This is a genomic window from Mesorhizobium loti R88b, from assembly GCF_013170845.1.
GTDB classification, from domain to species: Bacteria; Pseudomonadota; Alphaproteobacteria; order Rhizobiales; family Rhizobiaceae; genus Mesorhizobium; species Mesorhizobium loti_B.
The window spans coordinates 291,676-313,927 of the sequence record NZ_CP033367.1; the positions used below are offsets into that span (position 1 = coordinate 291,676).

Annotated in this window: 19 protein-coding genes; 10 read left to right on the forward strand and 9 right to left on the reverse strand. The window is 63.7% G+C overall.

All coding sequences use genetic code 11. From position 1 onward, the window contains the following. The first annotated feature begins 88 nt into the window (after nucleotides 1-88). Nucleotides 89-868 carry a helix-turn-helix transcriptional regulator gene (locus EB235_RS01355; RefSeq protein ID WP_027032741.1) on the forward strand — a complete coding sequence of 260 codons (780 nt, stop codon included), beginning with the start codon at nucleotides 89-91 and terminating at the stop codon, nucleotides 866-868. A gap of 47 nt (nucleotides 869-915) precedes the next feature. Here EB235_RS01355 and EB235_RS01360 read toward each other — a convergent pair whose 3' ends face one another. Both EB235_RS01360 and EB235_RS01365 read right to left on the reverse strand, forming a co-directional pair. Further along, nucleotides 916-1,215, reverse strand: coding sequence for a type II toxin-antitoxin system RelE/ParE family toxin (locus EB235_RS01360; protein ID WP_027032740.1), 300 nt, complete (start codon nucleotides 1,213-1,215; stop codon nucleotides 916-918). Then, the gene (locus EB235_RS01365; RefSeq protein WP_027032739.1) at nucleotides 1,212-1,493 is read right to left on the reverse strand and encodes a type II toxin-antitoxin system ParD family antitoxin; all 282 of its coding nucleotides are present in this window, start codon (nucleotides 1,491-1,493) and stop codon (nucleotides 1,212-1,214) included. The genes EB235_RS01360 and EB235_RS01365 overlap by 4 nt, the downstream gene beginning before the upstream one ends. Nucleotides 1,494-1,838: 345 nt before the next feature. Here EB235_RS01365 and EB235_RS01370 point away from each other — a divergent pair, with 345 nt between their 5' ends. The 3 genes from EB235_RS01370 (at nucleotide 1,839) to EB235_RS01380 (ending at nucleotide 7,013) form a co-directional block, all read left to right on the forward strand. Next, nucleotides 1,839-4,013: an alpha-ketoacid dehydrogenase subunit alpha/beta gene (locus EB235_RS01370; RefSeq protein WP_027032738.1), complete on the forward strand. Its 2,175-nt coding sequence runs from the start codon at nucleotides 1,839-1,841 to the stop codon at nucleotides 4,011-4,013. 84 nt (nucleotides 4,014-4,097) lie between these two features. Continuing rightward, nucleotides 4,098-5,660, forward strand: coding sequence for an ABC transporter substrate-binding protein (locus EB235_RS01375; RefSeq protein WP_027032737.1), 1,563 nt, complete (start codon nucleotides 4,098-4,100; stop codon nucleotides 5,658-5,660). Nucleotides 5,661-5,783: 123 nt separating this feature from the next. Next, entirely contained in the window at nucleotides 5,784-7,013 is a 1,230-nt protein-coding gene (locus EB235_RS01380) for an aminotransferase class III-fold pyridoxal phosphate-dependent enzyme (protein ID WP_080681073.1), read from the forward strand. A 34-nt stretch (nucleotides 7,014-7,047) separates the two neighbouring features. Here the strand turns inward: EB235_RS01380 and EB235_RS01385 are convergent, their stop codons facing one another. Then, nucleotides 7,048-7,785, reverse strand: a complete 738-nt coding sequence (locus EB235_RS01385) for a GntR family transcriptional regulator (protein ID WP_027032735.1) — start codon at nucleotides 7,783-7,785, stop codon at nucleotides 7,048-7,050. A gap of 116 nt (nucleotides 7,786-7,901) precedes the next feature. On the opposite strand from EB235_RS01385, the gene otnK reads away from it, so the two are divergent. Both otnK and EB235_RS01395 read left to right on the forward strand, forming a co-directional pair. Continuing rightward, a complete protein-coding gene (gene otnK, locus EB235_RS01390; RefSeq protein WP_051429758.1) occupies nucleotides 7,902-9,278 on the forward strand; it encodes a 3-oxo-tetronate kinase in 1,377 nt (458 codons plus the stop codon). Beyond that, entirely contained in the window at nucleotides 9,278-9,910 is a 633-nt protein-coding gene (locus EB235_RS01395; RefSeq protein WP_032925831.1) for a class II aldolase/adducin family protein, read from the forward strand. The genes otnK and EB235_RS01395 overlap by 1 nt, the downstream gene beginning before the upstream one ends. A 24-nt stretch (nucleotides 9,911-9,934) precedes the next feature. Here EB235_RS01395 and EB235_RS01400 read toward each other — a convergent pair whose 3' ends face one another. Genes EB235_RS01400 through EB235_RS01425 form a run of 6 tightly spaced genes read right to left on the reverse strand, consistent with a single transcriptional unit; the run spans nucleotide 9,935 to nucleotide 16,641 of the window. Then, nucleotides 9,935-11,371, reverse strand: a complete 1,437-nt coding sequence (locus tag EB235_RS01400) for an NAD-dependent succinate-semialdehyde dehydrogenase (RefSeq protein WP_027032733.1) — start codon at nucleotides 11,369-11,371, stop codon at nucleotides 9,935-9,937. 18 nt (nucleotides 11,372-11,389) lie between these two features. After that, on the reverse strand, nucleotides 11,390-12,661 hold the full coding sequence (locus tag EB235_RS01405; RefSeq protein ID WP_027032732.1) for a CaiB/BaiF CoA transferase family protein: 1,272 nt from the start codon (nucleotides 12,659-12,661) through the stop codon (nucleotides 11,390-11,392). A 46-nt stretch (nucleotides 12,662-12,707) separates the two neighbouring features. After that, nucleotides 12,708-13,739 carry an ABC transporter ATP-binding protein gene (locus tag EB235_RS01410; RefSeq protein WP_051429757.1) on the reverse strand — a complete coding sequence of 344 codons (1,032 nt, stop codon included), beginning with the start codon at nucleotides 13,737-13,739 and terminating at the stop codon, nucleotides 12,708-12,710. Beyond that, entirely contained in the window at nucleotides 13,736-14,794 is a 1,059-nt protein-coding gene (locus EB235_RS01415; protein WP_051429877.1) for an ABC transporter ATP-binding protein, read from the reverse strand. The genes EB235_RS01410 and EB235_RS01415 overlap by 4 nt, the downstream gene beginning before the upstream one ends. A gap of 24 nt (nucleotides 14,795-14,818) precedes the next feature. After that, nucleotides 14,819-15,661: an ABC transporter permease gene (locus EB235_RS01420; RefSeq protein WP_080680908.1), complete on the reverse strand. Its 843-nt coding sequence runs from the start codon at nucleotides 15,659-15,661 to the stop codon at nucleotides 14,819-14,821. Further along, on the reverse strand, nucleotides 15,661-16,641 hold the full coding sequence (locus EB235_RS01425) for an ABC transporter permease (protein WP_432443028.1): 981 nt from the start codon (nucleotides 16,639-16,641) through the stop codon (nucleotides 15,661-15,663). Before EB235_RS01425 ends, EB235_RS01420 begins: the two co-directional genes overlap by 1 nt. Nucleotides 16,642-16,860: 219 nt before the next feature. Between EB235_RS01425 and EB235_RS01430 the strand changes: the two genes are divergently transcribed. The 4 genes from EB235_RS01430 to EB235_RS01445 all read left to right on the forward strand — a co-directional run bounded on the left by EB235_RS01430 (nucleotide 16,861) and on the right by EB235_RS01445 (nucleotide 22,147). After that, nucleotides 16,861-17,670 (forward strand): IclR family transcriptional regulator, encoded by an 810-nt coding sequence (locus tag EB235_RS01430; protein ID WP_027032728.1) that lies wholly within the window; start codon nucleotides 16,861-16,863, stop codon nucleotides 17,668-17,670. Between the two features lie 176 nt (nucleotides 17,671-17,846). Continuing rightward, nucleotides 17,847-19,286, forward strand: a complete 1,440-nt coding sequence (locus EB235_RS01435) for a GH39 family glycosyl hydrolase (RefSeq protein ID WP_245268881.1) — start codon at nucleotides 17,847-17,849, stop codon at nucleotides 19,284-19,286. After that, complete coding sequence (locus EB235_RS01440) at nucleotides 19,279-20,628, forward strand: glucoamylase family protein (protein WP_027032726.1); 1,350 nt, start codon at nucleotides 19,279-19,281, stop codon at nucleotides 20,626-20,628. Before EB235_RS01435 ends, EB235_RS01440 begins: the two co-directional genes overlap by 8 nt. Then, a complete protein-coding gene (locus EB235_RS01445; RefSeq protein WP_027032725.1) occupies nucleotides 20,618-22,147 on the forward strand; it encodes a mercuric reductase in 1,530 nt (509 codons plus the stop codon). The genes EB235_RS01440 and EB235_RS01445 overlap by 11 nt, the downstream gene beginning before the upstream one ends. Nucleotides 22,148-22,252 lie beyond the last annotated feature (105 nt).

Below are 22,252 nucleotides of genomic sequence, written 5' to 3' on the forward strand. Positions count from 1 at the left end.
ATGGAGCTAGGCTAGATTCGAGAGGCGGCTTCGCGCCATATGCCTAAAGACACAATGACGGTCAGGCCGGGATCGCCGAGAAGAGGGCATGCGCATGGGCACTATCTGGGCGCCGCTCGCCAAGGCGATCGCCGCGACCGGCACGGACAGGCATGTCGACTGCCTGATCGACCTGATCGGCGGGGATATCGAGCATGACCTCGTCACGGTGACGCGCTATTCGGCGACGCAGACGCCGGAATTCGTCAAGCACCGGCGCTTCTCGGACGAAATGGTCCGGCTCTACCTCGACAATTATTATGTCTTCGACCCGTTCTATGCCTCGTGGCGGCGCGAACGCAGGCTCGGCATCATGCCGCTGAAACGGCTTGCCGACGACGAGGCCAAGCGCGGCCAATACATAGCCGGCTTCCTGGCGCAGTCGGAGATCTGTGACGAGGTCGGCATCATGCTGGCCGATGGCGGCGACTGGTGCCTGGGCATCTTCCTCGACCGCTCGACCGCTTCCTTCAGGGACAGCGAGATCGCTCAATTGGAAGAACGGTTGCCGGTATTCGAGGCCTTGCACGCACTCGATATTACCGCGCGGGGGGCTGAGTTCTCCCGCACGTCGGCGCCAACCGCCCCCGGCGCCTCGCCCCGGCAGGAGCCGACGATCCCGGCAAGCCTGTGGCCGGAACTGTCGCTGCGCGAACGGGAACTGGTGCAACTGATCCTCGCCGGTCACCCGACAGCCAACATCGCCGAGCGTCTCGGCATCACCGTCGGAACGGTCAAGAACCATCGCCGGCGCATCTACGAGAAGCTCGACATCACCACCGAGCGGGAACTGTTCCTGCAGTTTTTCCAGCATCGGGCGGACCGGTAGCCGCGGTTCGGACAGCCGAGCGGTTTACCGTTCTTTCCGGCTGCAGATTAGAGCTCATTCTCCCAATTGGCGCCGCCATAGAACACACGCAAAATCACCACTTGGTCGGATTGCACCGTAAAGGTCACCGTCACGCGGCGCTCGAAGCCGATGACCCGAAGCCCTGGCCGCAGATCGTCACGGCGTGTTCCGCGCTCCGATGCGTGGTCAAGCCCCTGGCAATGAACTTCGATCCGCTCGATATAGCGCATGGCCGTGGCGTTGCCGGCCGCCGACGCAATGGTATCATATATCCAACGAAGGTCCGCCAACGCTTCCGGCGACAGAACAACATGCCGGCGCTTCACATATCCCTCTTGATCCGGGCAGCGTGATGGGCGCGGATGCTGTCAAAACCCTTGTCGGCTGGGATTACCTGGGAAGGATCTGCCTTCCATCTGTCATAGGTCGGCACGACTTCCTCGCGCAACCAGCGCTCTACAGCCGCGTCGCGCTCTTGCAGGGCACGAAGCCCGGCGCGGATCACTTCGCTGCTAGTCGCATAGGTTCCTGATTCAACGAGACGGTCGATGAAAGCAGCCTGTTCCGTTGGCAGGCTGAAGGTGCGTTTTTCGGTGGCGGCCATGATTTCTCCTAACAGATCGGTGTGATAATATCATACCATAGCCGGATCGCACCTGAAATCTGACGCACGTCGTCCGGCGAGGTTACAAACATGCTCGCCGCGTTGAAGGGCAAAGTGCACGTTCATCCGGCATTCGGTTTCAAGACCAGATGACCTGCTGATCGTCTCAAAATTCCACTTGCGGAACGCCGCCATCCCAGCTTAGTCTCGGCTTCGTGCGGAAAATGAAATTTAATTCCATTTACCTGCGAACCCCGGAAGCCAGTGTCATGTCCAGAAAATCCCCTGACACAATCGACTGAGAAAATATTTGATATATCATCTACCAGAATGGAACTAAGGGTAATGGTCCAGCAGACATCGATCCAGCCATCCGCGCCCTGGTTGCGGCTCGACGTCGATGATTCCGACTGGAACGCAGCCGAGGTGTCGAGCCTCGTGCGCTGGTATCACCAGATGCTGCTGATCCGCCGTTTCGAGGAGAAGGTGCTCGACCTTGCCAATGCCGGTCTGGTGCACGGGCCTGCACACGCCAGTATCGGACAGGAGGCGACTGCGGTCGGCGCCATGTCGATGCTCGGCACCGGCGACCGCATCAACGGCACCCACCGCGCCCATCACCAGGTGTTGGCCAAGCTGGTCAACGCGCAAACACCAGCCGGTTTCGATCCGCTTCACGACGCTTTCAATCCGGACATGCAGGGTTCGGTGCGCGGGCTGATGGCCGAGATCATGGGTCTCAACGCAGGCTATTGCGGCGGCCGTGGCGGCTCGATGCATATGCGCGACGACGCCTCCGGCATTCCCGGCACCAGCGCCATCATCGGCGGCAACCTGCCGCATGCGGCCGGTTATGCATTGGCCGACAAACTGCTTGGCACCGGCAACATCTCGATCGCCTTCTTCGGCGACGGCACGATGATGGCCGGGCCGGCCTATGAAGCGATGAACATTGCGGCCCTGTACCGGCTGCCGGTGATCTTCTTTGCCGAGAACAATTTTTATGCCGTTTCCACCCATGTCAACGAACAGACGCGCGAGACGCGGCTGGCGTCGCGCGGTCCGATGCTGGGTTTTCGCGGCATCGAATGCGACGGCATGGACGTGGTGGCTGTCCATCACGCCATGCGCGAGGCGCGCCGGACGATCGAGGAGGATGGCGGCCCGGTTCTGATCGAGGCGCTCTGCTACCGCTTCCTGCACCAGAGCGGCGCGCGGCCGGGCAGCGAGTTCGGCTATCGCACGCGCGCCGAAGAAGACGCCTGGAAGGCACGCGATCCGCTGACGACGATGGCGGCGCGGCTGAAGACGATGGGCGTCCTCGATGCCGCCGATCTCGCCACGCTGGATCAGCGCGTCATGGATGTGGTCAACAACGCCGCCGACTCGCTGACCGAGATGAGCGGCAATGCGCTGCGCATTCCCGACCATCTGTGGCCGGACGCGGCAGAAGTTGACAACCAGATCCGCGGTGACCTGTCAGAACTAAAGGACGAGCGCTTCCTTGAAATCGAGGACGTGCCGCCGGCCGAGACCAGGCCGGTCAAGTTCATGGTTGCCGCATCGGAAGTCATCGCGCGCGCCATGGAACAGGACCCGCGTATCATCATCATGGGCGAGGATGTGCATCGGCTGCGCGGCGGCGTCTCGGGCGCCACCAAGGGCGCGCTGGAGCGGTGGCCGGAGCGCGTGCTGGCCATGCCGATCGCCGAAAATGGTTTTGTCGGCGTGGCGCTGGGTGCGGCCCTGTGCGGCTTGCGGCCGATTGTCGAGATCATGTTCGGCGATTTCTGCCTGGTCGCCGCCGACCAGCTGTTCAACGCGGTCAGCAAGGTGCGCCACATGTTCGGCGGCGGCTTTCCGGTGCCGATCGTGGTGCGGGTGCGCGTCTCGCCGCACACCGGCTACGGCTCGCAGCATTCGGGCGATCCATCCGGACTGTTCGCACTTTACCCCGGCTGGCGCATCGTCGCGCCGACGACGCCCTTCGACTATGTCGGGCTGATGAATTCGGCGCTGAAATGCGACGACCCCGTCGTCATCATCGAGCATGTCGAACTGTTCCCTAGCGAAGGCCCGGTTCCGACCGACGACCGCGACTATTGCGTGCGGCTGGGCAAGGCGAAAATCGTCAGGCCGGGCAGCGCCTGCACGCTGCTGACCAGCGCCAGCATGGTGTCCGTCGCCTGCCAAGTGGCCGAAGAGACCGGCGTCGATGCCGAGATCATCGATTTGCGCAGTCTCGACCCGACCGGGCTCGACTGGAAGCTGGTCGAGGCCTCGATTCGCAAGACCAACCGCGTCGCCATCGTCGAGCAGGTTCAGCGTGGGCTGTCGCTTGGCGGACGACTGACACAGGAGATTCAGGACCGCGTGTTCGACTATCTCGATCACGAAATCCTGCATGTGACGGGAAGCCTCTCGGCTCCCGTCGTATCGGCCCCGCTCAACCGTGCCGCACTGGGCGGCGCCGATAAGCTCAAGGCCGCGCTTTTATCCCTCACTGGCGTGAGCGGGTAGAGCGAACGCATTGCCACAACGATCCGACAAGAAAATGGGAGAACTGAAATGAATATCCTACCGAGAACAAAGACCAGGGCGACAATGCTGGCTGCCGTGCTTATGGCTACCAGCGCCTTTTGGGCGCCGTCGACCTTTGCGCAGGACGAGAAGCCGCTGGTCATCGCGCGCAACATCGACCTCAACTCGCTCGATCCGCACCGCGCCTTCTGCGACACCTGCCAGATCTACAATTCCAGCGTCTATGAATCGCTGCTGACGCTGGACAAGGACAACAAGCTGATCCCGCTGCTGGCTTCCAAGTGGGAAGGCAATGCCGACCAGACCAGCTTCACCTTCACGCTCGACCCGGCCGCGAAATTCTCGGACGGCTCTCCGGTCGAAGCCAAGGACGTGAAATGGTCGTGGGAACGGCTGAAGAACCTCAAGGGCAGCGCTTCATTCCTGATGGACAATGTCGCCTCGATCGAGACCCCGGACGCGCATACGGTTGTCGTCAAGATGGTGGCGCCGAGCTCCGAATTCCTCAACATCGCGGCCGCGCCCTATACGGCCGTCGTCAACAGCAAGGTCGCTTCCGAAGCCGGCGCCAAGGCCGGAGCGGATGCCTCGACCACGGACAATGCCGAAGCCTGGTTCCTGGCCCATTCGGCCGGCAGCGCACCGTTCGTACTCAAATCCTATGAGCCGAATTCGGAAGTTCGCCTGGTGCGCAACGACAAGTACTGGCGCACCGCGCCGGCGCTGAGCGAAATCGTCATCCGCCAGACCAAGGACGCGGTGGCGCAGGCGCAGATGCTGCAGAGCGGCACCGCCGACATTGCCATGCAAATCGACCCGGACACCGCCAAGACGATGACCGGCAGCGACGTGAAGATCGAGACGGTGCCGTCCTACAACTTCATCTATGTGGCCCTGTCGCCCGGCGCCAAAGCCAACAAGGTGCCGCTGACGCCCGACGTGCGCGAGGCGATCTCGCTTGCGCTTGACCGCCCCAGCATCCTCGACTTCACCATCGGCTCCGAGGGCCAACTGATCAGCGCGCCGATCCCGCTCGGCTTCCCCGGCGGCTCGGGCTTCGAGGCGCAGCCCTACGACCTCGACAAGGCGAAGGCGCTGCTGGCCAAGGCTGGCCATGCCGACGGTTTCGAGATGGAAGCGGCCTTCCCGGGCATGAACGTCTACGGCGTCGATCTCTCGCTGCTGATGCAGAAGGTCCAGCAGGATCTGGCCAAGGTCAACATCAAGCTCGACCTGCAGCCGATCCCCTTTGCCAACTGGCGCGAGCGCGTCAATGGCGACGGCATCCCGATGACCGCCGTGTTCTACGCGCCGGACTATTACGGCACATCGCAGTACGTCGATTATTTCGCCATGACCAAGGGCACCCCATGGTCGCGGCGCGCCGGCGCGGAACGTGACCCATCGGTGATCAACCCGAAGGAAGCGGATATCTACAAGGCAGCGCTGGCCGCGAGCGGCGACGAAGCCGCCAAGCTCTGGCACCAGGCTGGCGAGGAAATGATCAAGGACAGGATCATCCTGCCTCTGGTCAGCCCGAACCTGATCCTGGCCTACAAATCCGACGTCAAGGGCGTGCGTTACAGCGCCTGCTGCAACCTGCCGCTGGCGGAACTGAGCCACTGAGCAAACAGAGGACGAGGAGGCGGAAAGCCGCCTCCCCGTCCTCCCACTGTGGAAGGTCGGAAAATCCCGTTCTTCCAGCACTCAAAATCAGTATATGATATATCAATGTGCGGAGGCTTCGCCATGCCCACCCTGATCAACTCCAAGGACCAATTGCTGCGCGAGCGCGCGGCCGCGGTCATTCCGGGCGGCATGTGGGGCCATATGGCAACCCGCTATCTCGGCTCTGCCTATCCGCAATTCTTCGAGCGCGCCGATGGCTGCCGGGTCTGGGATGTCGACGGGCGCGAATATATCGACCTGATGTGCAGCTGGGGGCCGAACATCCTCGGTCATCACCACAAGGCGGTCGAGGAAGCGGCGGCGCGGCAGCGCAGCCTTGGTGATGCCATGAACGGCCCGGGTGAAGTGCTGGTCGAACTGGCGGAGCTGCTGGTGAAAACCGTGGCGCATGCCGACTGGGCGATGCTGCAGAAGAATGGCACCGACGCCACCACGGCCTGCGTGACCATCGCGCGCGCCGGCACCGGCCGGCGCAAGGTGCTGGTGGCGCGCGGCTCCTATCATGGTGCGGTGCCGTGGTGCACGCCTTCGCTCGCCGGCGTCACCGCCGAGGATCGCGCCCATCTGATCCATTTCGACTACAATGACGTCGCCAGCCTGGAGACGGCCGTCGAGCAGGCCGGCAACGATCTTGCCGCTGTCGTCGTCACCGCCTTCCGGCACGACATCGCCCGCGACCAGGAACTGCCTACCGCCGCTTTTGCCAAAAGGGCGCGCGAGCTCACCACTGCCGCCGACGCGGCGCTGATCGTCGACGATGTGCGGGCGGGCTTCCGCATCGACCTCGGCGGCAGCTGGGAGCCGCTCGGCGTGCGGCCTGATCTTTCCGCCTTCTCCAAGGCGATCGCCAATGGCTATCCGCTTGCCGCCATCACCGGCACGGATCGGTTCCGCGAAGCCGCTACCAAGGTCTATGTGACAGGCTCGTTCTGGTATGGCGCCGTTGCCATGGCCGCAGCGATCGCCACCATCAAGACGCTGCGCGACACCAACGCGATCGCCAGCATGAATGCCGCCGGTGAGAGGTTGCGGACGGGCCTCGACGCGGCCGCGAAGAAGCATGGCCTTTCGCTTCGCCAGACCGGCCCGGTGTCGATGCCGATGGTGCTGTTCGACGGCGATGCCGAGTTCAGGAAAGCCGACGCCTTCTGTTCGGCCGCCTTGCGTGAGGGCGCGTATTTCCACCCCCGGCACAACATGTTCCTGAGCGCCGCGCACACGGCGAAGGACGTAGACTTGGCGCTTCAGGCCGCCGATGCCGGCATGGCCGCGGCAGCTCAGGTGGCGTGAGCCAGCGCCTGTGCGTTTGAGGAGAAAAGATCGCTTAGCTGGCCGCCGAGACCAGGCGGCCATTCTGCGCCGCGCGGCGCAATTCCTCCGAGGTGACCGAACCGTCGTTCAGCCGCTCAAGCACCTTGACCAGCAGGCGGCCGCCTTCGATCATGTCCTGCTGGATACTCTTGCGCACGCCGTTCTCGTCGCGCGCGCGCAGCGCGTCGAGGATGTCGAGATGCCGGTGGCGGCCGTCATAGGTCGGTCTGGCGTTCGGGTATTGATAGTTGACCAGCGGACCGTTGCGCAGCCAGATGCCCTCGATGATGGCGAGCAGTTCGGGCATGCCCGCTGCCTGGTAGATCGAGTGGTGGAATTCCCAATTGTCGCGAACGGCTTCGAACCAGCGGCCATTGTCCTCGTCGGCGATCAGCTTTTCATGCACCGCCGCCAAGCGGTCGATCTCGCGCGGCTCGATGCGTGTCGTTGCCGCCGCGCCCGCCATGCCTTCGAGATGAAGACGGATGCTGCGGAGTTCGAGATACTGGGCGAGCGACAGCTGGGCGACGGTAATCGAGCGGCCCGCTTCCATCTCCAGGCCCTTTTCGCGCACCAGCTGCATCAGCGCCTCGCGCACCGGCGTTTCGGACACCTCGAGGCTGGCAGCGAGGTCACGGATCTTGAAGCGATGGCCCGGCCAGAATCGGCCTTCCATCATGGCGCGGCGCAGCTCTTCGTAGACGCGGGTCGTCAGATTGTCGCGCGCGATCGGCGCGATGGAAGCAGTCACATCCAGTCTCCGTCCTTGCCGGGGCGCAGGCGTCGCCTGAGTCGAGCGGGCTGTGTATATGATATCACGGCTGGCCTGACCATCGACATGAGACACGCAAAAATGAGACGAAGCGTATGACCGCGTCGACGCCTACCCTGCTGTTCGGCGCCATTGCCGACGATCTGACCGGCGGCACCGAACTGGCGTCAATGCTGGTCGCGCGCGGCATATCTACGGGCTGCACCGTTGGGCTGCAGGCGCCAATCCCGTCAGGCAACCTTGCCCATGTGATACTGCTCAAGACCCGCGTCATTGCCGCTGCCGACGCGGTGCGCCAGGTGCTCGAGGCTGCCGACCGGTTGCTCGAAGCGGGCGCGCGGCAGATCTTCTTCAAATATTGCGCCACTTTCGATTCCACACCGGCTGGTAATATCGGCCCATGCGCGGAAGCGCTGCTCGATCGGCTTGGCGGCGGTGTCACGCTGTTCACGCCGGCGCTGTGCGAGACTGGCCGCACCGTTTATCTCGGGCACATGTTCGGTGGTTCGCAATTGCTGGGCGAATCGCCCAAGCGGTTCGATCCGCTGACGCCGATGACCGATTCCAACCTGGTCCGTGTGCTGCAAGCGCAGAGCAAGAGCAAGGCCGGACTGATGCCCTGGCTTACCATCGATGCCGGCCCGGACGCGATCCGCGCCGCCGTGCGGGAAAAAAGTGCGCGCGGCGAGACGCTGCTTGTCACGGATACGCTCCGCGAGCGTGATCTGGCGGCGATCGCGGAAGCGGCCTTCGACCTTCCGCTGATGACAGGCAACTCCTCAGTCGTGGCGCACCTGCCGCCGGCTTGGCTGGCGCATGGGCTGGTGAAGTCAGATGATCTCGTTGCCGCCAGCCTGCCGGCTGTGAGCGGTCCGGCAGCGGTACTGGCCGGCAGCGTCGCCGACCGCACCATCGAACAGCTCGACCGCTTCGCGCAAGACAATCCGCTGTTGACCATCGACCTCACCAGTGCCTTCGCTGGTGCCGATGTCATGGCGCAAGCACGAGCCTTTGCCGAGCAGCATTTGCCACACGCGATGATCGCGATCGCCACCACCGCACCGCAGGCAACGGTCGAGGCGCTGCAGCGGGCGCATGGCCGTGACGTCGTGGCGGCAAAGGCGGAAGAGATACTGGCCGGAATAGCGCAAATCCTGGTGCGCGATTTCGGTGTGCGGCGGCTGGTTGTCGCCGGCGGCGAGACAGCCGGTTCGGTGGTCAAGGCGCTCGGCATCACAAGGATCGCCATGGGCGCCTATGAAGGCCCCGGCCTGTCGCGGGCCATTGCCGACCTGCCCGGCCTGCCCGATGAGCCGCTGGCGCTGATGCTCAAATCCGGAAAGCTGGGCGGCCCCGATATCTTCGCCGAGGTTCTGCAAGACATGACGCGGGCAACCACCATCGCGCCGGCAATCGACACATGGCCGCCGGCAAAGGCCACCACAGGGCCAACCCCAAGGAAAGCATTTTAATGGATACCGCACGCACCCGTCTGATCACCGCGACCGAGACGCTGGACGCCAGCGGCATGAATGTCGGCACGACAGGCAATATCAGTGTGCGCACGGCAGAGGGCATGCTGATCACGCCGACAGGAATAGCCACGAGCGCTCTGCGGCCGGAACAGATGGTGGCCATGCAGCTCGATGGAGCCTGGGACGGCGCCTTCAAGCCGTCGAGCGAATGGGAAATGCATGCCGAGATCTACAAGGCCTTTCCTGAGGCCGGCGCCGTGGTGCATGCCCATCCCGACCACTGCGTGGCGCTGTCCTGCCTGCGCGAAGGATTGCCACTGTTCCACTACATGGTGGCAGGATTTGGCGGCGACGATGTGCGTTGTTCGGACTATGCCTTGTTCGCGTCGAGCGAACTTGCCAAGGTGGCGGTGGTGGCGCTCAAGGACCGTACCGCCTGCCTGCTCGCCAATCACGGCATGATCGCCTTCGGCGGCGATCTCGACACGGCGCTCATCCGCACCATCAAGCTCGAAACCCTGGCCCGGCAATATCTCTTGGCGCGCAGCGCCGGAACACCGGTGCTGATCGAGGGCACCGAGCTCGCCGCCATTCGTGGGCGCTACAAGACTTACGGCCAGCAGAAGTAGCTGGCGGCCAGCTGAAATGGCCCGTCAGTCGACCTGCAGATGCGAGACGAACTTCGAGTTGAGGTAGCTTTCCAGCGCGTCGGCGCCGCCTTCGGTGCCATTGCCGGAATCGTTGATGCCGCCGAACGGCACCTCCGGCAGCGCCAGGCCATAATGGTTGATCGACACCATGCCGCTTGCAATGCCCGACGACATTTTTGCGGCACTGGCCGCCGAGCGGGTGAAGCCGTAGGCAGCGAGCCCGTAGTTCAGCCGGTTGGCCTCAGTGAGCGCCTCGTCGAGACCATTCACCGGCGTCATCAATGCCAGCGGGCCGAATGGCTCCTCGTTCATGGCACGGGCATCGGTGCCGACGCCAGACAGGATGGTCGGCTCGAAGAAATAGCCGGAATTGCCGATACGCTTGCCGCCGGTGACGAGTTCGGCGCCTTTCTGGACCGCTTCGTGGACCAGCTCCTCCATCGCCTGTACCCGGCGCGGATTGGCGAGCGGGCCCATGGTCGTGCCCTCGGCCATGCCATCGCCGACCTTGATCTGGCGGGTCGCTTCGGCGAAGCGGCCGACGAAATCGTCGTAGACAGCATGATCAACGAGGAAGCGTGTCGGCGCGACGCAGATCTGGCCGGCATTGCGGAATTTCGACGCCACCATCGAACGTGCGGCGCGGTCGAGATCTGCATCGGGCAGGACGATGACCGGCGCATGGCCGCCAAGTTCCATTGTTGCCCGCTTCATGTGCAGGCCGGCGAGCGATGCCAGTTGCTTGCCGACCGGGGTCGAGCCCGTGAAGGAGATCTTGCGGATGACCGGATGCGGAATGAGATAGGCCGAGATTTCCGACGGCGTGCCGTAGACCAGGTTCAAGACGCCATTGGGCAGGCCGGCATCGATGAAGGCACGCACCAGTTCAGCGGGTGAGGCCGGTGTTTCTTCCGGTCCCTTGATGATGATAGAGCAGCCGGCGGCAAGTGCTGCCGACAATTTGCGTACCGCCTGGTTGAGCGGGAAATTCCATGGCGTGAAGGCGGCGACCGGGCCGACCGGTTCCTTGACCACCGACTGGCTGACGCCCTCGAGTCGTGCCGGCACGATGCGGCCGTAGCTGCGGCGCGCTTCCTCGGCGAACCAGTCGATGATGTCGGCGGCGGCAAAGGCCTCCATGCGCGATTCGGCGACCGGTTTTCCCTGCTCCAGCGTCATCAGCGTCGCGATATGCTCGTTGCGTTCGCGCAGGAGGTTGGCGGCCCTGCGCATCAGCTTGGAGCGATCGAAGGGCGACACTCGACGCCAGGTTTCAAAACCCTTCGCCGCCGCAGCCAATGCCTCGTCGAGATCGTCGATGCCGGCATGGGCAAGCGATCCAAGCTCGGCTTCGGTCGCCGGATTGACGATTGGCAGAGTGCGTCCAGCCCGCGCGGGGCGCCATGAGCCATCAATATGCAGGTGAACGTCGGGATACATTGCAGGCTCCGTGAAAGGTCAGGCGGGAACAGGCTCGGCGGCAGGCGTGTAAACGCCAATGGCGCCGGTGCCGATCAACTGGTCGATGGTCTCGGGGCTGTAGCCGAGGATGTCGGTCAAGACAGACGCCGTGTCCTGGCCGAGCATCGGCGGCGCCGTGAAGCCGGCGGTCAGTTGCGCGGCCAACCCTTGCGCCGGGCGCACCATGGCGACGGAACCGAGATGCGGATGCGGCAAGGTCTGGATCAGGCCGCGCTCGCGCACATTGGGGCTGTCGAAGACTTCCGGTATCGACTTCACGGTGCCTGCCGGCACGCTGGCCGCGGCGCAGGCCGCCATCCAATGGGAGCGTGGTTTGGTCCGGAAGACGGCGGTGAGTTGCGGGATCAACGCCTCGCGATTGGTGGCGCGAGCGCCTGCCCTGATGAAACGCTGGTCCTTCGCCAGATGCGGCAGATTGACAACCTGCTCGCACAGCGCCGCGAACTGGCGATCATTGCCGACCGCCAATGCGAAGCCGCCGTCGGAGGCTTCGAAAATCTGGTATGGAACGACCGTCGGATGGGCGTTGCCGTAGCGAGCGACCTCAAGGCCGGTGTTGAGATAGCCGCTGCCGACATTGATCAAAAGGCTGAGCGCACAGTCGATCAGCGACAGGTCGAGGAACTGGCCCTTGCCCGTCGTCGTGCGCTCGTAAAGCGCTGCCAGGATCGACTGCGTCGCGACCATGCCGCAGACCACGTCAGTGATGGCGACGCCGACACGCATCGGCTCGCCGTCGCTCTCGCCAGTGATCGCCATCAGGCCGCTCTCAGCCTGCATGACGAAATCATAGCCGGGCCGGCCGGCGTCTGGGCCGGTCTGGCCGTAGCCGGAGATCGAGCAGTAGATCAGCCGTGGGTTGGAAGCGCTGAGTTCCTTGTAGCCGACGCCGAGGCGGTCGGCGGTGCCGGAACGGAAATTCTCGACGACAATGTCGGCCTTGGCCGCCAGTTCGCGCACAATCGCCAGGCCCTGCGGGCTCTTCATGTCGAGCGCGATGCTCTGCTTGCCGCGATTGGCACAGAGATAGTAGGTCGAGACTCCCTTATAGCTTGGCACCGACCAGGCGCGGGTGTCGTCGCCGCCATCGATGTTCTCGATCTTCCAGACTTCGGCGCCGAGATCGGCGAGGCTCATCGTCGCCCAAGGACCGGCGAGCACGCGCGAGAGATCGAGAACCTTGATGCCCTCGAGCGGCAGCCGTGCACGGCCCGCCGAGCTGGCATCATTGGTCTGGGCTTCAGTCACATCGCAATCCTTCGCGGGTAAAATCGGTGCCGGCCTCGCCGACCTGTCAGACGGTCCTGAAGGTGTTGACGGGCTCCGGGAAATGACAGGCGACCCGATGCGTACCACCTGCCGGATCGAGCGGCGGCTCGACCGAGGCACAAATGGCCTGTGCCTTGAAGCAGCGCGTGCGGAAGCGGCAGCCGGAGGGCGGATTGAGCGGGCTCGGCACGTCGCCGGTCAGCACGATGCGCTCGCGCTTGCGTTCCTTCTCGGGATTGGCGAGCGGCACCGCCGACAGAAGTGCCTGGGTGTAGGGGTGCAGCGCCCTTGAATAGAGCTCGGCCGCCGGTGCGATCTCGACGATCTTGCCGAGATACATCACCGCGACCTGATGCGAGATGTGGCGCACGACGGAGAGATCATGGGCGATGAACAGATAGGAGGTGCCGAAGGACTGCTGGATGTCCTTGAGCAGGTTCAGCACGCCGGCCTGCACCGAGACGTCGAGCGCAGAGACCGGCTCGTCGAGGATCACCACTTGAGGGTTGAGCGCCAGCGCGCGGGCGATGACGACCCGTTGGCGCTGGCCTCCGGACAGCTCGTGCGGGTAGCGCTTGCCATGCTCGGGATTGAGCCGCACCAGTTCGAGCAGCTCGGCGACGCGCGTGCGACGGTCCGCCTTCGACATGTCGCTCATGCGCAGCGGCTCGGCGATGTTGTCGGCGATGCGCATGCGCGGATGCAGCGACCCGTAAGGGTCCTGGAAGACGAGCTGGATGTAGCGCCGCATCAGGCGCATGTCTTCGTGGTTGAGCGCGAGCAGGTTCTGGCCGCGGAACCAGCTTTCGCCGCTGGTCGGCTCGATCAGCCGCATCAGGCAGCGTCCGAGGGTCGACTTGCCGCAACCGGATTCACCGACCAGGCCCAATGTTTCGCCGGGTGCGACGTCGAAGGAGACATCGGCGACAGCGCGCACGTGGGCGACCGCGCGGTCGAAGACCAGACCGCCGCGAACCGGGAAATCCTTCACCAGATGACGCACCGACAGTGCCGCTTGCGGCCTGGTTTCGGCTTGAGTTTGCTCCGCTACGCTCATGGGATCAGGCTTCCAGTCTCAAGGCTTGCCGCTGCCAGCGCAGCGCTGTGGAAGGGCGGCAAGGTCGTCGCGAAATGGCAGGCCGAAAACCGGCCACCACCGATGTCATGCAGCGGCGGGTCTTCAACCCGGCAGCGCGCCTCGGCATGGATGCAGCGCGGATGGAAGGCGCAGCCGCCCGGCAAGCGGCCGAGCGCCGGCGGCGAGCCGTCGATCGAGAACAGCCGGTCGCGGCTTTCCTCGAGATTGGGGATCGAGGCAATGAGCCCGCGCGTATAGGGATGGCGCGGATCGGCGAACAGTTGCGAGACATCAGCCTGCTCGACCACACGGCCGGAATAGACGACCGCGACGCGGTCGGCATGGCCGGCGACGACGCCGAGATCATGGGTGATCAGCACCAGGCCGAGGCCGAGCCGCTCCTGCAGCGAGCGCAGCACGGTGAGGATCTGCGCCTGTACCGTCACGTCGAGCGCCGTGGTCGGCTCGTCGGCGATCAGCAAATCGGGATCGTTGGCGACGGCCATGGCGATCACCGCGCGCTGGCGCATGCCGCCGGAGAATTCGTGCGGGTACTGGCTGGCCCGACGCTCCGGCTGCGGGATCGACACCAGGTTGAGCAGTTCGACCGCGCGCGCCATGGCCTGCTTGCGGGTCACGCGCTGATGCAGCCGGACAGCTTCGGCAATCTGGGCGCCGACGGTCATTACCGGGTTCAGTGAGGACAGCGGATCCTGAAAGATCATGGCGATGCGCGCGCCCCTGATCTTGCGCATTTCGCGCGCCGGCTTGCCGACCAGTTCCTCGCCCTTGAACCGCACCGAGCCAGTGACAACCGCATTCTTCGAGGTCAGGCCGAGAGCGGCAAGCATGCCGACCGACTTGCCCGATCCGGATTCACCGACGATACCGACCACCTCGCCCTTGGCGACGTCGAGGTCGATGCCACGCACCGCCTCGAATTGGCTGCCGGCCTTGCGGAACCCGACCCGCAGGCCGCGTATGGACAGCAGCGGTTCGCGTTCGGCTGCCTTGTCGGCTAAGCCGGTGCGCATGGAAAATACCTGTGCGCTCATAGTTCAGTCCGACCTTGGATCGAGAATGTCGCGCAGGCCGTCGCCGATGAAGTTGAAGCCGAGCACGATGGTGAGGATGGCGACGCCGGGGCCGAAGGCGATCCACCACTGATAGAAATGCACGGCGCCGTCGGAGATCATCGATCCCCATTCGGGCGTCGGCGGCGTGGCGCCAAGGCCGATGAAGCTGAGCGATGCGGCCAGCAGCACGACCTGGCCGAGATCCATGGTGGCGCTGATCAGCACCGGGGTCCAGCAGAGCGGCAATATGTGTGTGAACAGGACGCGACGTGGCCTGGCGCCGGCGGCGATCGCCGCTTCGACATGTTCGCGCTCCTTCACCTCCAGCACCTGCGCGCGCATCAGGCGGGCGTAGACCGGCCACCAGACCAGCACCATGGCGATGGCAGCATTGCCGAGGCCTGGCCCGAGCGAAGCGGCGACAGCCATGGCGAGCAGCATCGGTGGGAAGGAGAGCGTGATGTCGACCAGACGCATGATCGCCGCACCCGTCAGGCCGCCGACAAAGCCGGAAATCGCGCCGAGCAGCGAACCGATGATAACAGCCGAGACGACGACCAGAACCGCGATCGGCAGCGAATGCGCCGCGCCGTGCAAGGTGCGGGCCAGCACATCGCGGCCAAGCGCATCGGTGCCCAGCCAGTGCGCCCAGCTCGGCGGCTGCAGGCGACGTGCGACCATTTCGAGCGGATCGAACTGCACCACCAGATTGGCGAACACGGTCATGAACAGCCAGAACAGGATGACGACCGTGCCGATGACGAGCGGCGCGGTTAGCCATTCGGGGATGGCGGCGGAACGGGATTTGGTGACGACGGCCGACATCAGCTCAACCGCACGCGCGGATTGGCCACGACATAGAGAATGTCGGTGATCAGGTTGGTGACCAGGAAGGCCAGGCCGCCGACGATGGTGACGCCGATGATCGCCGGGAAATCGAGCGCGCGCGCCGCCTCGACGGCATAGGAGCCCATGCCCGGCCAGGAGAAGATAGTCTCGGTCAGCACCGCGCCGGTGATCAGATAGGCGAAGGAATAGCCGATGACGGTCAAGGTCGGCACCATGGTGTTGCGCAGCGCATGCACGATGACGACGCGGAATTCGCTCGCACCCTTGGCACGCGCGGTGAGAACGAATTCGCGGCTCATCACATCAAGCATGTTGGCGCGGACCAACCGCGATATGGTTCCCGAAACCGTCCAGCCAAGCACGAAGGCCGGCAGCAGCAGATGCCACAACGCGTCCGTGAAAACGGTGAGATTGCCGGCCAACAGCGAATCGATGGTGAGGAAACCGGTAATGCCGGGTGGCAGTGCCAGGCGAGCATCGACCCTGCCCGGCCCCGGAAGCCAGTGCAGCATGACCGAGAAGATGAACAGCAGGCCGAGCCCCGACCAGAACACCGGCAGCGACGAGCCGAACAAGGCAAACAGCCGCGCGCCGTGATCGATCAGGCTGTTGCGGAAATAGGCGGCCAACACGCCAAGCACGATGCCAAGCGTGGTGCCGAAGATCATCGCTGCAAAAACCAGTTCGAGCGTTGCCGGCAAGCGATAGAGGATGTCGGTGCCGACATTGCGCTTGGTGATGAACGACGTGCCGAGGTCGCCGCTCAGCAGATTGCCGAGATATATCATATAGCGCTCCGGCAGCGGACGATCCAAACCCCAGCGGGCCTTGGCGGCGGCGACCACTTCGGGGTTGCTCATCTGCTGCTCGGCGACGATCGCGGTCAGCGGATCGCCCTTGGTCACCGTGGTGATCAGGAAAGCGATGGTGACGATGCCTAGCACCAGGAACGGCATGGCGATAAGCCGGCGCAAAATATAGCGGGACACGTGGCTACCTTCACAAGGACGGGCTTCGTAAGATGGCACAAGGCGCTGGAAGATGCCATCGAGGGGACATATTGACAGGCTGCAAAAGGCGCTGTCAATATAAATGGAATTTAATTTCATTTTTGACCGTACCGCGCCGGCGAGACCGGCCCGACAGGTGGACACTCCGCCAGAAAGACCGCCAGCGTGCGCAAGCGAGCGACCAGGGACGAGACGGAGCTTGACGGCGAAGGCGCACAGCTTTCGTCCTCGCTGGTGCGCGGGCTCGGCATCCTGCGTGCCTTCCGGCCGGGTGACATCTCGCTCGGAAATCAGGACATCATCGCGCGCACCGGCCTGCCCAAGGCCACGGTTTCGCGCATCACCTATACGCTGAGCGCGCTCGGTTACCTCCTCTACGACAAGGACCTCGGCCGCTACAGCCTGGGACCAGCGACCGTGGCGCTCGGCTATTCGGCGCTGAGCTCCAGTGCCGTCGTCCACATTGCCCGGCCGCTGATGCAGCCGCTGGCCGACCTGACCGGAGCGGCGGTGGCGATCGGCACACGCGACAGCCTCAACATGGTCTATCTCGCCAATTGCCGGTCGGAGAGCCTTGTCACGCTGCGGCTCAATCCGGGCTCCTATTTGCCGATCTGGAAAACGTCGATGGGGCTGGCCTATGCGGCGGGACTTTCACAGGAGGAACGCACAAATCTCGTGCAAAGGCTGCAGGAAGCGGAGCCCGACAAGGCAGCGATGATCGTTGCGGCTGTCGAGGATGCCATCGCCCAATACGCACGGCTTGGCTATGTGACGTCGTTCGGCGCCTGGCACAGCTACATTCACGCGGTCGGCGTGCCGTTTCGCCCGCGCGATGGCTCGCCGCTTGTCGCCATCACCTGTGGCGGCATCGGCGAGATCATCACCGAGCAACGCGCGCATGCTGAAATCGGTCCGGCGCTGGTGGCGATGGTCGAAGCCCTGCGCCAGCAGCTCGAGGGAAATCACGAATAGTCCGGGTGGGCGGTCAGCGTCGACATCGTTCCGTTGTGCCGTCTCCCAGAGGTTCGTCACAGCAAGGCAGCTACTACAAATCCGCGTGAGCAGGCAACGAATGCGGCATGGTCGGCGTATGGTTGGCAATGCAGTGCATACGACAGGCAAATAGTCCTTCAGACAGTTCCACGGGCGTGACCTTTCGCTGTGATCTCGGCGTCAAAGGCAAGGACTTCCCGCATTTCTGGGAACATACGGTCGGCAGTGGCCATGCGACGCTGGCGCTGCGTGCGGACTGGCAGGCACAGATGCGCCGCGCGCATGACGAACTCGGCTTTCGCCATGTCCGCTTTCACGGCCTGCTTGATGACGACATGGGCACACTGATCGACCAGGACGACCAGCCGCTCTATTCGTTCTTCAATGCCGACCAGATCTTCGATTTCCTGCTGTCGATCGGCATGCGGCCCTTTGTCGAAGTGAGCTTCATGCCGACGATGCTGTCGTCCAGTGGGCAGATCATCTTCCACGACCGCGCCAATGTCAGTGCGCCGAGGGATTATGGCCAATGGTCAACCCTTATCTCCAAACTCGTTGGCCATTGGGTTGACCGCTACGGCCTGGAGGAAGTGCGCCAATGGTTCTTCGAGGTCTGGAACGAGCCCAATCTCCAAGCGTTCGGCAGCGGCAGGCAGGAAGACTATTTCAAGCTGTATGCCTATACAGCCAAGGCCATCAAATCCGTCGACACGCAATTGCAGGTCGGCGGGCCGGCCACCGCAGCCAATGCCTGGATCGGCGAGTTCATCGCCTATTGCGGCCAGAACAGCCTGCCAGCTGACTTCATCAGCACGCACCACTACCCAACCGATGCCTTTGGCCAACCCGGCGACGACACCGAAACCCAGCTTTCGGAAAGCACGCGAAGCGTGTTGCGCGAGCAGGCGCGCACCGCGCGCCAGCAAGCTGGAGACCGTCCGCTCTACTACACCGAATGGTGCACGTCTTCGAACCCGCGCGATCCCCTGCATGACGAGCCTTATGCCGCCGCCTTCATCGTCAAGACGGTGATGGAGGCGAGAGGGCTGGTTCAGGGCTACAGCTACTGGACGTTTTCGGATATTTTCGAGGAGAACTATTTTCCCTCCGTGCCGTTTCATGGCGGTTTTGGCCTGATGAACCTTCACGGCATCGCCAAACCGGCTTACCGTGCCTTTGAAATGCTGCACGGACTTGGAGCGGAAATCCTGCCTGTGGAAGGTAACCACCCGACTGTCGACAGCTGGTGCGTGCGTGACCGCAATTCGCTGACCGTGCTGATCTCCAATTTCGCCTTGCCGCGGCATCCAATCGCGGACGAGATTGTCCATATCGAACTCAAGAATGCGCCCATGCCCACCGCCGCAATCATCCGGCGGATCGATGCGGGAAATGCCAATACCAAGGCGCTATGGGCGACGAAGGGAAAGCCTGATTATCTGAGCCCGGCCATGGTCGAGCAATTGCATGCGGCCTCGGCAATGCCGGAGCAGGAACAACCGGTCGCCTGGCGCGACCGCACCCTTGGATTCGATGTGACCGTGCCGCCGCTGGGAGTCGCGTCCATCAGGCTGGAGTTTGCATCGTTTGCCTAAAACAGAACCTGCCGCATTGTCCGATGACGAGCTTCTGGACCGCTACCAGCGTGCCGCCTTCGATTATTTCCTGGAGAATGTGAACCCCGACAACGGCCTGGTCGCCGACACGTCGCGGCCGAATTCTCCGGCCAGCATCGCCGTCGTCGGCTTCGCCTTGTCCTGCTATCCGATCGGCGTCGAGCGCGGCTGGATGACGCGTGCGAGGGCGATCAAGCTGACGCTTGCCGCGTTGCGCTTCTTTTCTGCCAGCCCGCAAGGCAGCGGCGATGAGGTCACCGGCCACAAAGGCTTCTATTACCACTTCCTCGACATGCGCACCGGGCTGCGCGTCTGGCGCTGCGAACTGTCGATGGTGGACACAGCATTGCTGATCGCCGGTGTGCTGGTGGCAGCTTCCTATTTCTCGGGCGCCAATGACCAGGAAGTTGAAATCCGCAAGCTGGCCGAGATGCTCTACCGGCGTGTCGACTGGCGATGGGCGCAAGGCAGCACTGCGACCTTGCGGCAGGGTTGGAAGCCGAAGAGCGGTTTCCTGCACTATGGCTGGGAAGGCTACAACGAGGCGTCGATCCTTTACGTGCTGTCGATGGCCTCGCCCGACAGCCCGACCTCCGACGACAGTTACGAGGCCTGGACGGCGACCTACCAGTGGGAAAACATCTACGGTCATGACGTGCTCTATGGCGGGCCGCTGTTCATGCATCAGTTCTCGCATGCCTGGATCGATTTCGCCGGCATCCGCGACGCTTTCATGCGCGAGAAGAATTCCGACTATTTCGAAAACAGCCGCCGCTCGACCTACCTTCAACGCGACTATGCCCGCCACAACCCTTATGGGTTCGACGGCTATGGCGAGAACCTTTGGGGCCTTTCGGCAGGAGACGGGCCGGGCGGCTTCCGTGCCAGCGTTGAGAGACGCCGCCACCGGTTTTCCGGCTATGCCGCGCGCGGCGCACCGTTCGGGCCGGATGACGGGACGATCGCACCATGGTCCTATCCGGCGTCGTTGCCTTTCGCACCTGACATCTGCCTGGCCGCCTTGCGCCATCTCGGTGACCGCTATCCCGAGGTGATCGACAATTTCCGGCTGCCGAGCGGCTTCAATCCGACATTGGCCAACCGGCGACAATTCGGCCGCAACGGCTGGGTGTCGGAGGGCCATTACGGGCTGGACCAGGGCATCGTGGTGATGATGATCGAGAACCACCGCTCACGCTTGATCTGGGAGCTGATGCGCTCCAATCCGCACATCCGCCGCGGCCTGGGCAAAGCAGGCTTCACCGGCGGCTGGCTGGCGCAGCCGGCAGGCTCCGCTTCAGGGGGCCGCGATGCCGCGTAAACGGTCAAAGGCCGCCGCCTTCCCCGTCGATCGCAACGACGTCGAACTGGTCCGGGCCGCGCATCCGCCGCACTGGAAGAACCCGACCCCCGACGGCCCCTACAATCTCGTCGTCATCGGCGCCGGGCCGGCCGGGCTGACCGCGGCGCGTGACGCCGCGCGCCTCGGCGCGAAAGTCGCGCTGATCGAACGCGGGCTCATCGGCGGTGCCTGCACAAATGTCGGCGGCGTCCCGTCGAAGTCGATCATCCGCACGGCCAGGCTCTATGCCGACATGCGCGATGCCGAGAGTTTCGGCGGTCACACGCCGGAGCGTCTTCATGTCGACTTCGAGCGGGCCATGATGCGTATGCGGCAGATCCGGCAGCGGATCAGCCGCGCCGATTCGGCCACGACTATAGCCTCGGAAGGCATCGACCTTTATTTCGGCGAAGCGCGCTTTGCAGGACCGGACACGGTGGTGGTCGCCGGCAAGACGCTGCGTTTCAAGAAGGCATTGGTGGCGACGGGCGCGCATCCGAGCGGACCGTCGATTCCGGGCCTTGCCGAAGCCGGTTATCTCGACAATGAGAGCATGTTCAACCTCACAAAATGCCCGCCACGGCTGCTGGTCATCGGCGGCGGGCCGCTTGGCTGCGAGACGGCGCAGGCCTTCTGCCTGCTCGGCGCGAAGGTCATCCTGGCGCAGAACGATCCGATGTTCCTGCCCGGCGAGGAGCGCGACGCCGCGCAGATCCTTTCAGATGCGCTGGCGCGCGAAGGCGTCGAGGTGCGCCTGAACACCGAAGTGGTGGCGGTACGGACGGAGCGCGGCAAGAAGCTCGCCGACCTGCTGCGCGACGGCGATACGTCGACGATTTCCGTCGACGAGATCATCACCGGTGTCGGCCGTTCGCCCAATGTCGACGATCTCGACCTGGAAAATGCCGGGGTGGCCTATGACGCCAACGGCATCAAGGTGGACGATCATCTGAGAACCACAAATCCGCACATCTATGCGGCGGGCGATGTGTGCCTCGAATACAAGTTCACCCATACCGCGGAGGCGACGGCGCGCATTGTCGTGCGCAATGCCCTGTTTCGCGGGCACGAAAAGCTCAGCGAGCTCGTCGTTCCCTGGTGCACCTATACCGATCCGGAGATCGCCCATGTCGGCCTCTATCCGATCGAGGCGCGCCGCAACGGCATCCCGGTCAAGACCTATACAGTGCTGATGCATGATGTCGCCCGTGCCGTGATGGATGGCGAGGAGGAGGGGTTCGTCAAGATCCATGTCCGGGAGGGATCCGACCGCATCCTGGGAGCGACGGTCGTCGCCAGCCATGCCGGCGAGATGATCAATGCGGTGACGCTCGCCATCAAGTCGGGCATGGGATTGCAGGCCTTGGCCGATGTCATCCATCCCTTCCCGACGCAGGCGCAAGGCATCAAGATGGCGGGTGACGCCTACAGGCGAACCCGGTTCACCTCGCTGCGCAGGCGACTTGCGGCGCGCTGGCTGGCCTGGTCCAGGCGATGATCTTTTCATCCGGATTCTGCCGGCACGAATTGTGACCGTTTCGCCAGGCGGGCACATCCGACGATCCAGGGATCATCCAGCGCTTGACGAAAGCGCCGTTCGGCT

Bases quoted from the DNA above. Each gene is read 5' to 3' on its own strand.
- EB235_RS01355 (WP_027032741.1), top strand. From the start codon at position 89: ATGCGCATGGGCACTATCTGGGCGCCGCTCGCCAAGGCGATCGCCGCG.
- EB235_RS01365 (WP_027032739.1), bottom strand. From the start codon at position 1,493: ATGGCCGCCACCGAAAAACGCACCTTCAGCCTGCCAACGGAACAGGCT.
- EB235_RS01370 (WP_027032738.1), top strand. From the start codon at position 1,839: ATGGTCCAGCAGACATCGATCCAGCCATCCGCGCCCTGGTTGCGGCTC.
- EB235_RS01375 (WP_027032737.1), top strand. From the start codon at position 4,098: ATGCTGGCTGCCGTGCTTATGGCTACCAGCGCCTTTTGGGCGCCGTCG.
- EB235_RS01380 (WP_080681073.1), top strand. From the start codon at position 5,784: ATGCCCACCCTGATCAACTCCAAGGACCAATTGCTGCGCGAGCGCGCG.
- otnK (WP_051429758.1), top strand. From the start codon at position 7,902: ATGACCGCGTCGACGCCTACCCTGCTGTTCGGCGCCATTGCCGACGAT.
- EB235_RS01395 (WP_032925831.1), top strand. From the start codon at position 9,278: ATGGATACCGCACGCACCCGTCTGATCACCGCGACCGAGACGCTGGAC.
- EB235_RS01400 (WP_027032733.1), bottom strand. From the start codon at position 11,371: ATGTATCCCGACGTTCACCTGCATATTGATGGCTCATGGCGCCCCGCG.
- EB235_RS01410 (WP_051429757.1), bottom strand. From the start codon at position 13,739: ATGAGCGTAGCGGAGCAAACTCAAGCCGAAACCAGGCCGCAAGCGGCA.
- EB235_RS01415 (WP_051429877.1), bottom strand. From the start codon at position 14,794: ATGCGCACCGGCTTAGCCGACAAGGCAGCCGAACGCGAACCGCTGCTG.
- EB235_RS01420 (WP_080680908.1), bottom strand. From the start codon at position 15,661: ATGTCGGCCGTCGTCACCAAATCCCGTTCCGCCGCCATCCCCGAATGG.
- EB235_RS01425 (WP_432443028.1), bottom strand. From the start codon at position 16,641: ATGCCGTTCCTGGTGCTAGGCATCGTCACCATCGCTTTCCTGATCACC.
- EB235_RS01445 (WP_027032725.1), top strand. From the start codon at position 20,618: ATGCCGCGTAAACGGTCAAAGGCCGCCGCCTTCCCCGTCGATCGCAAC.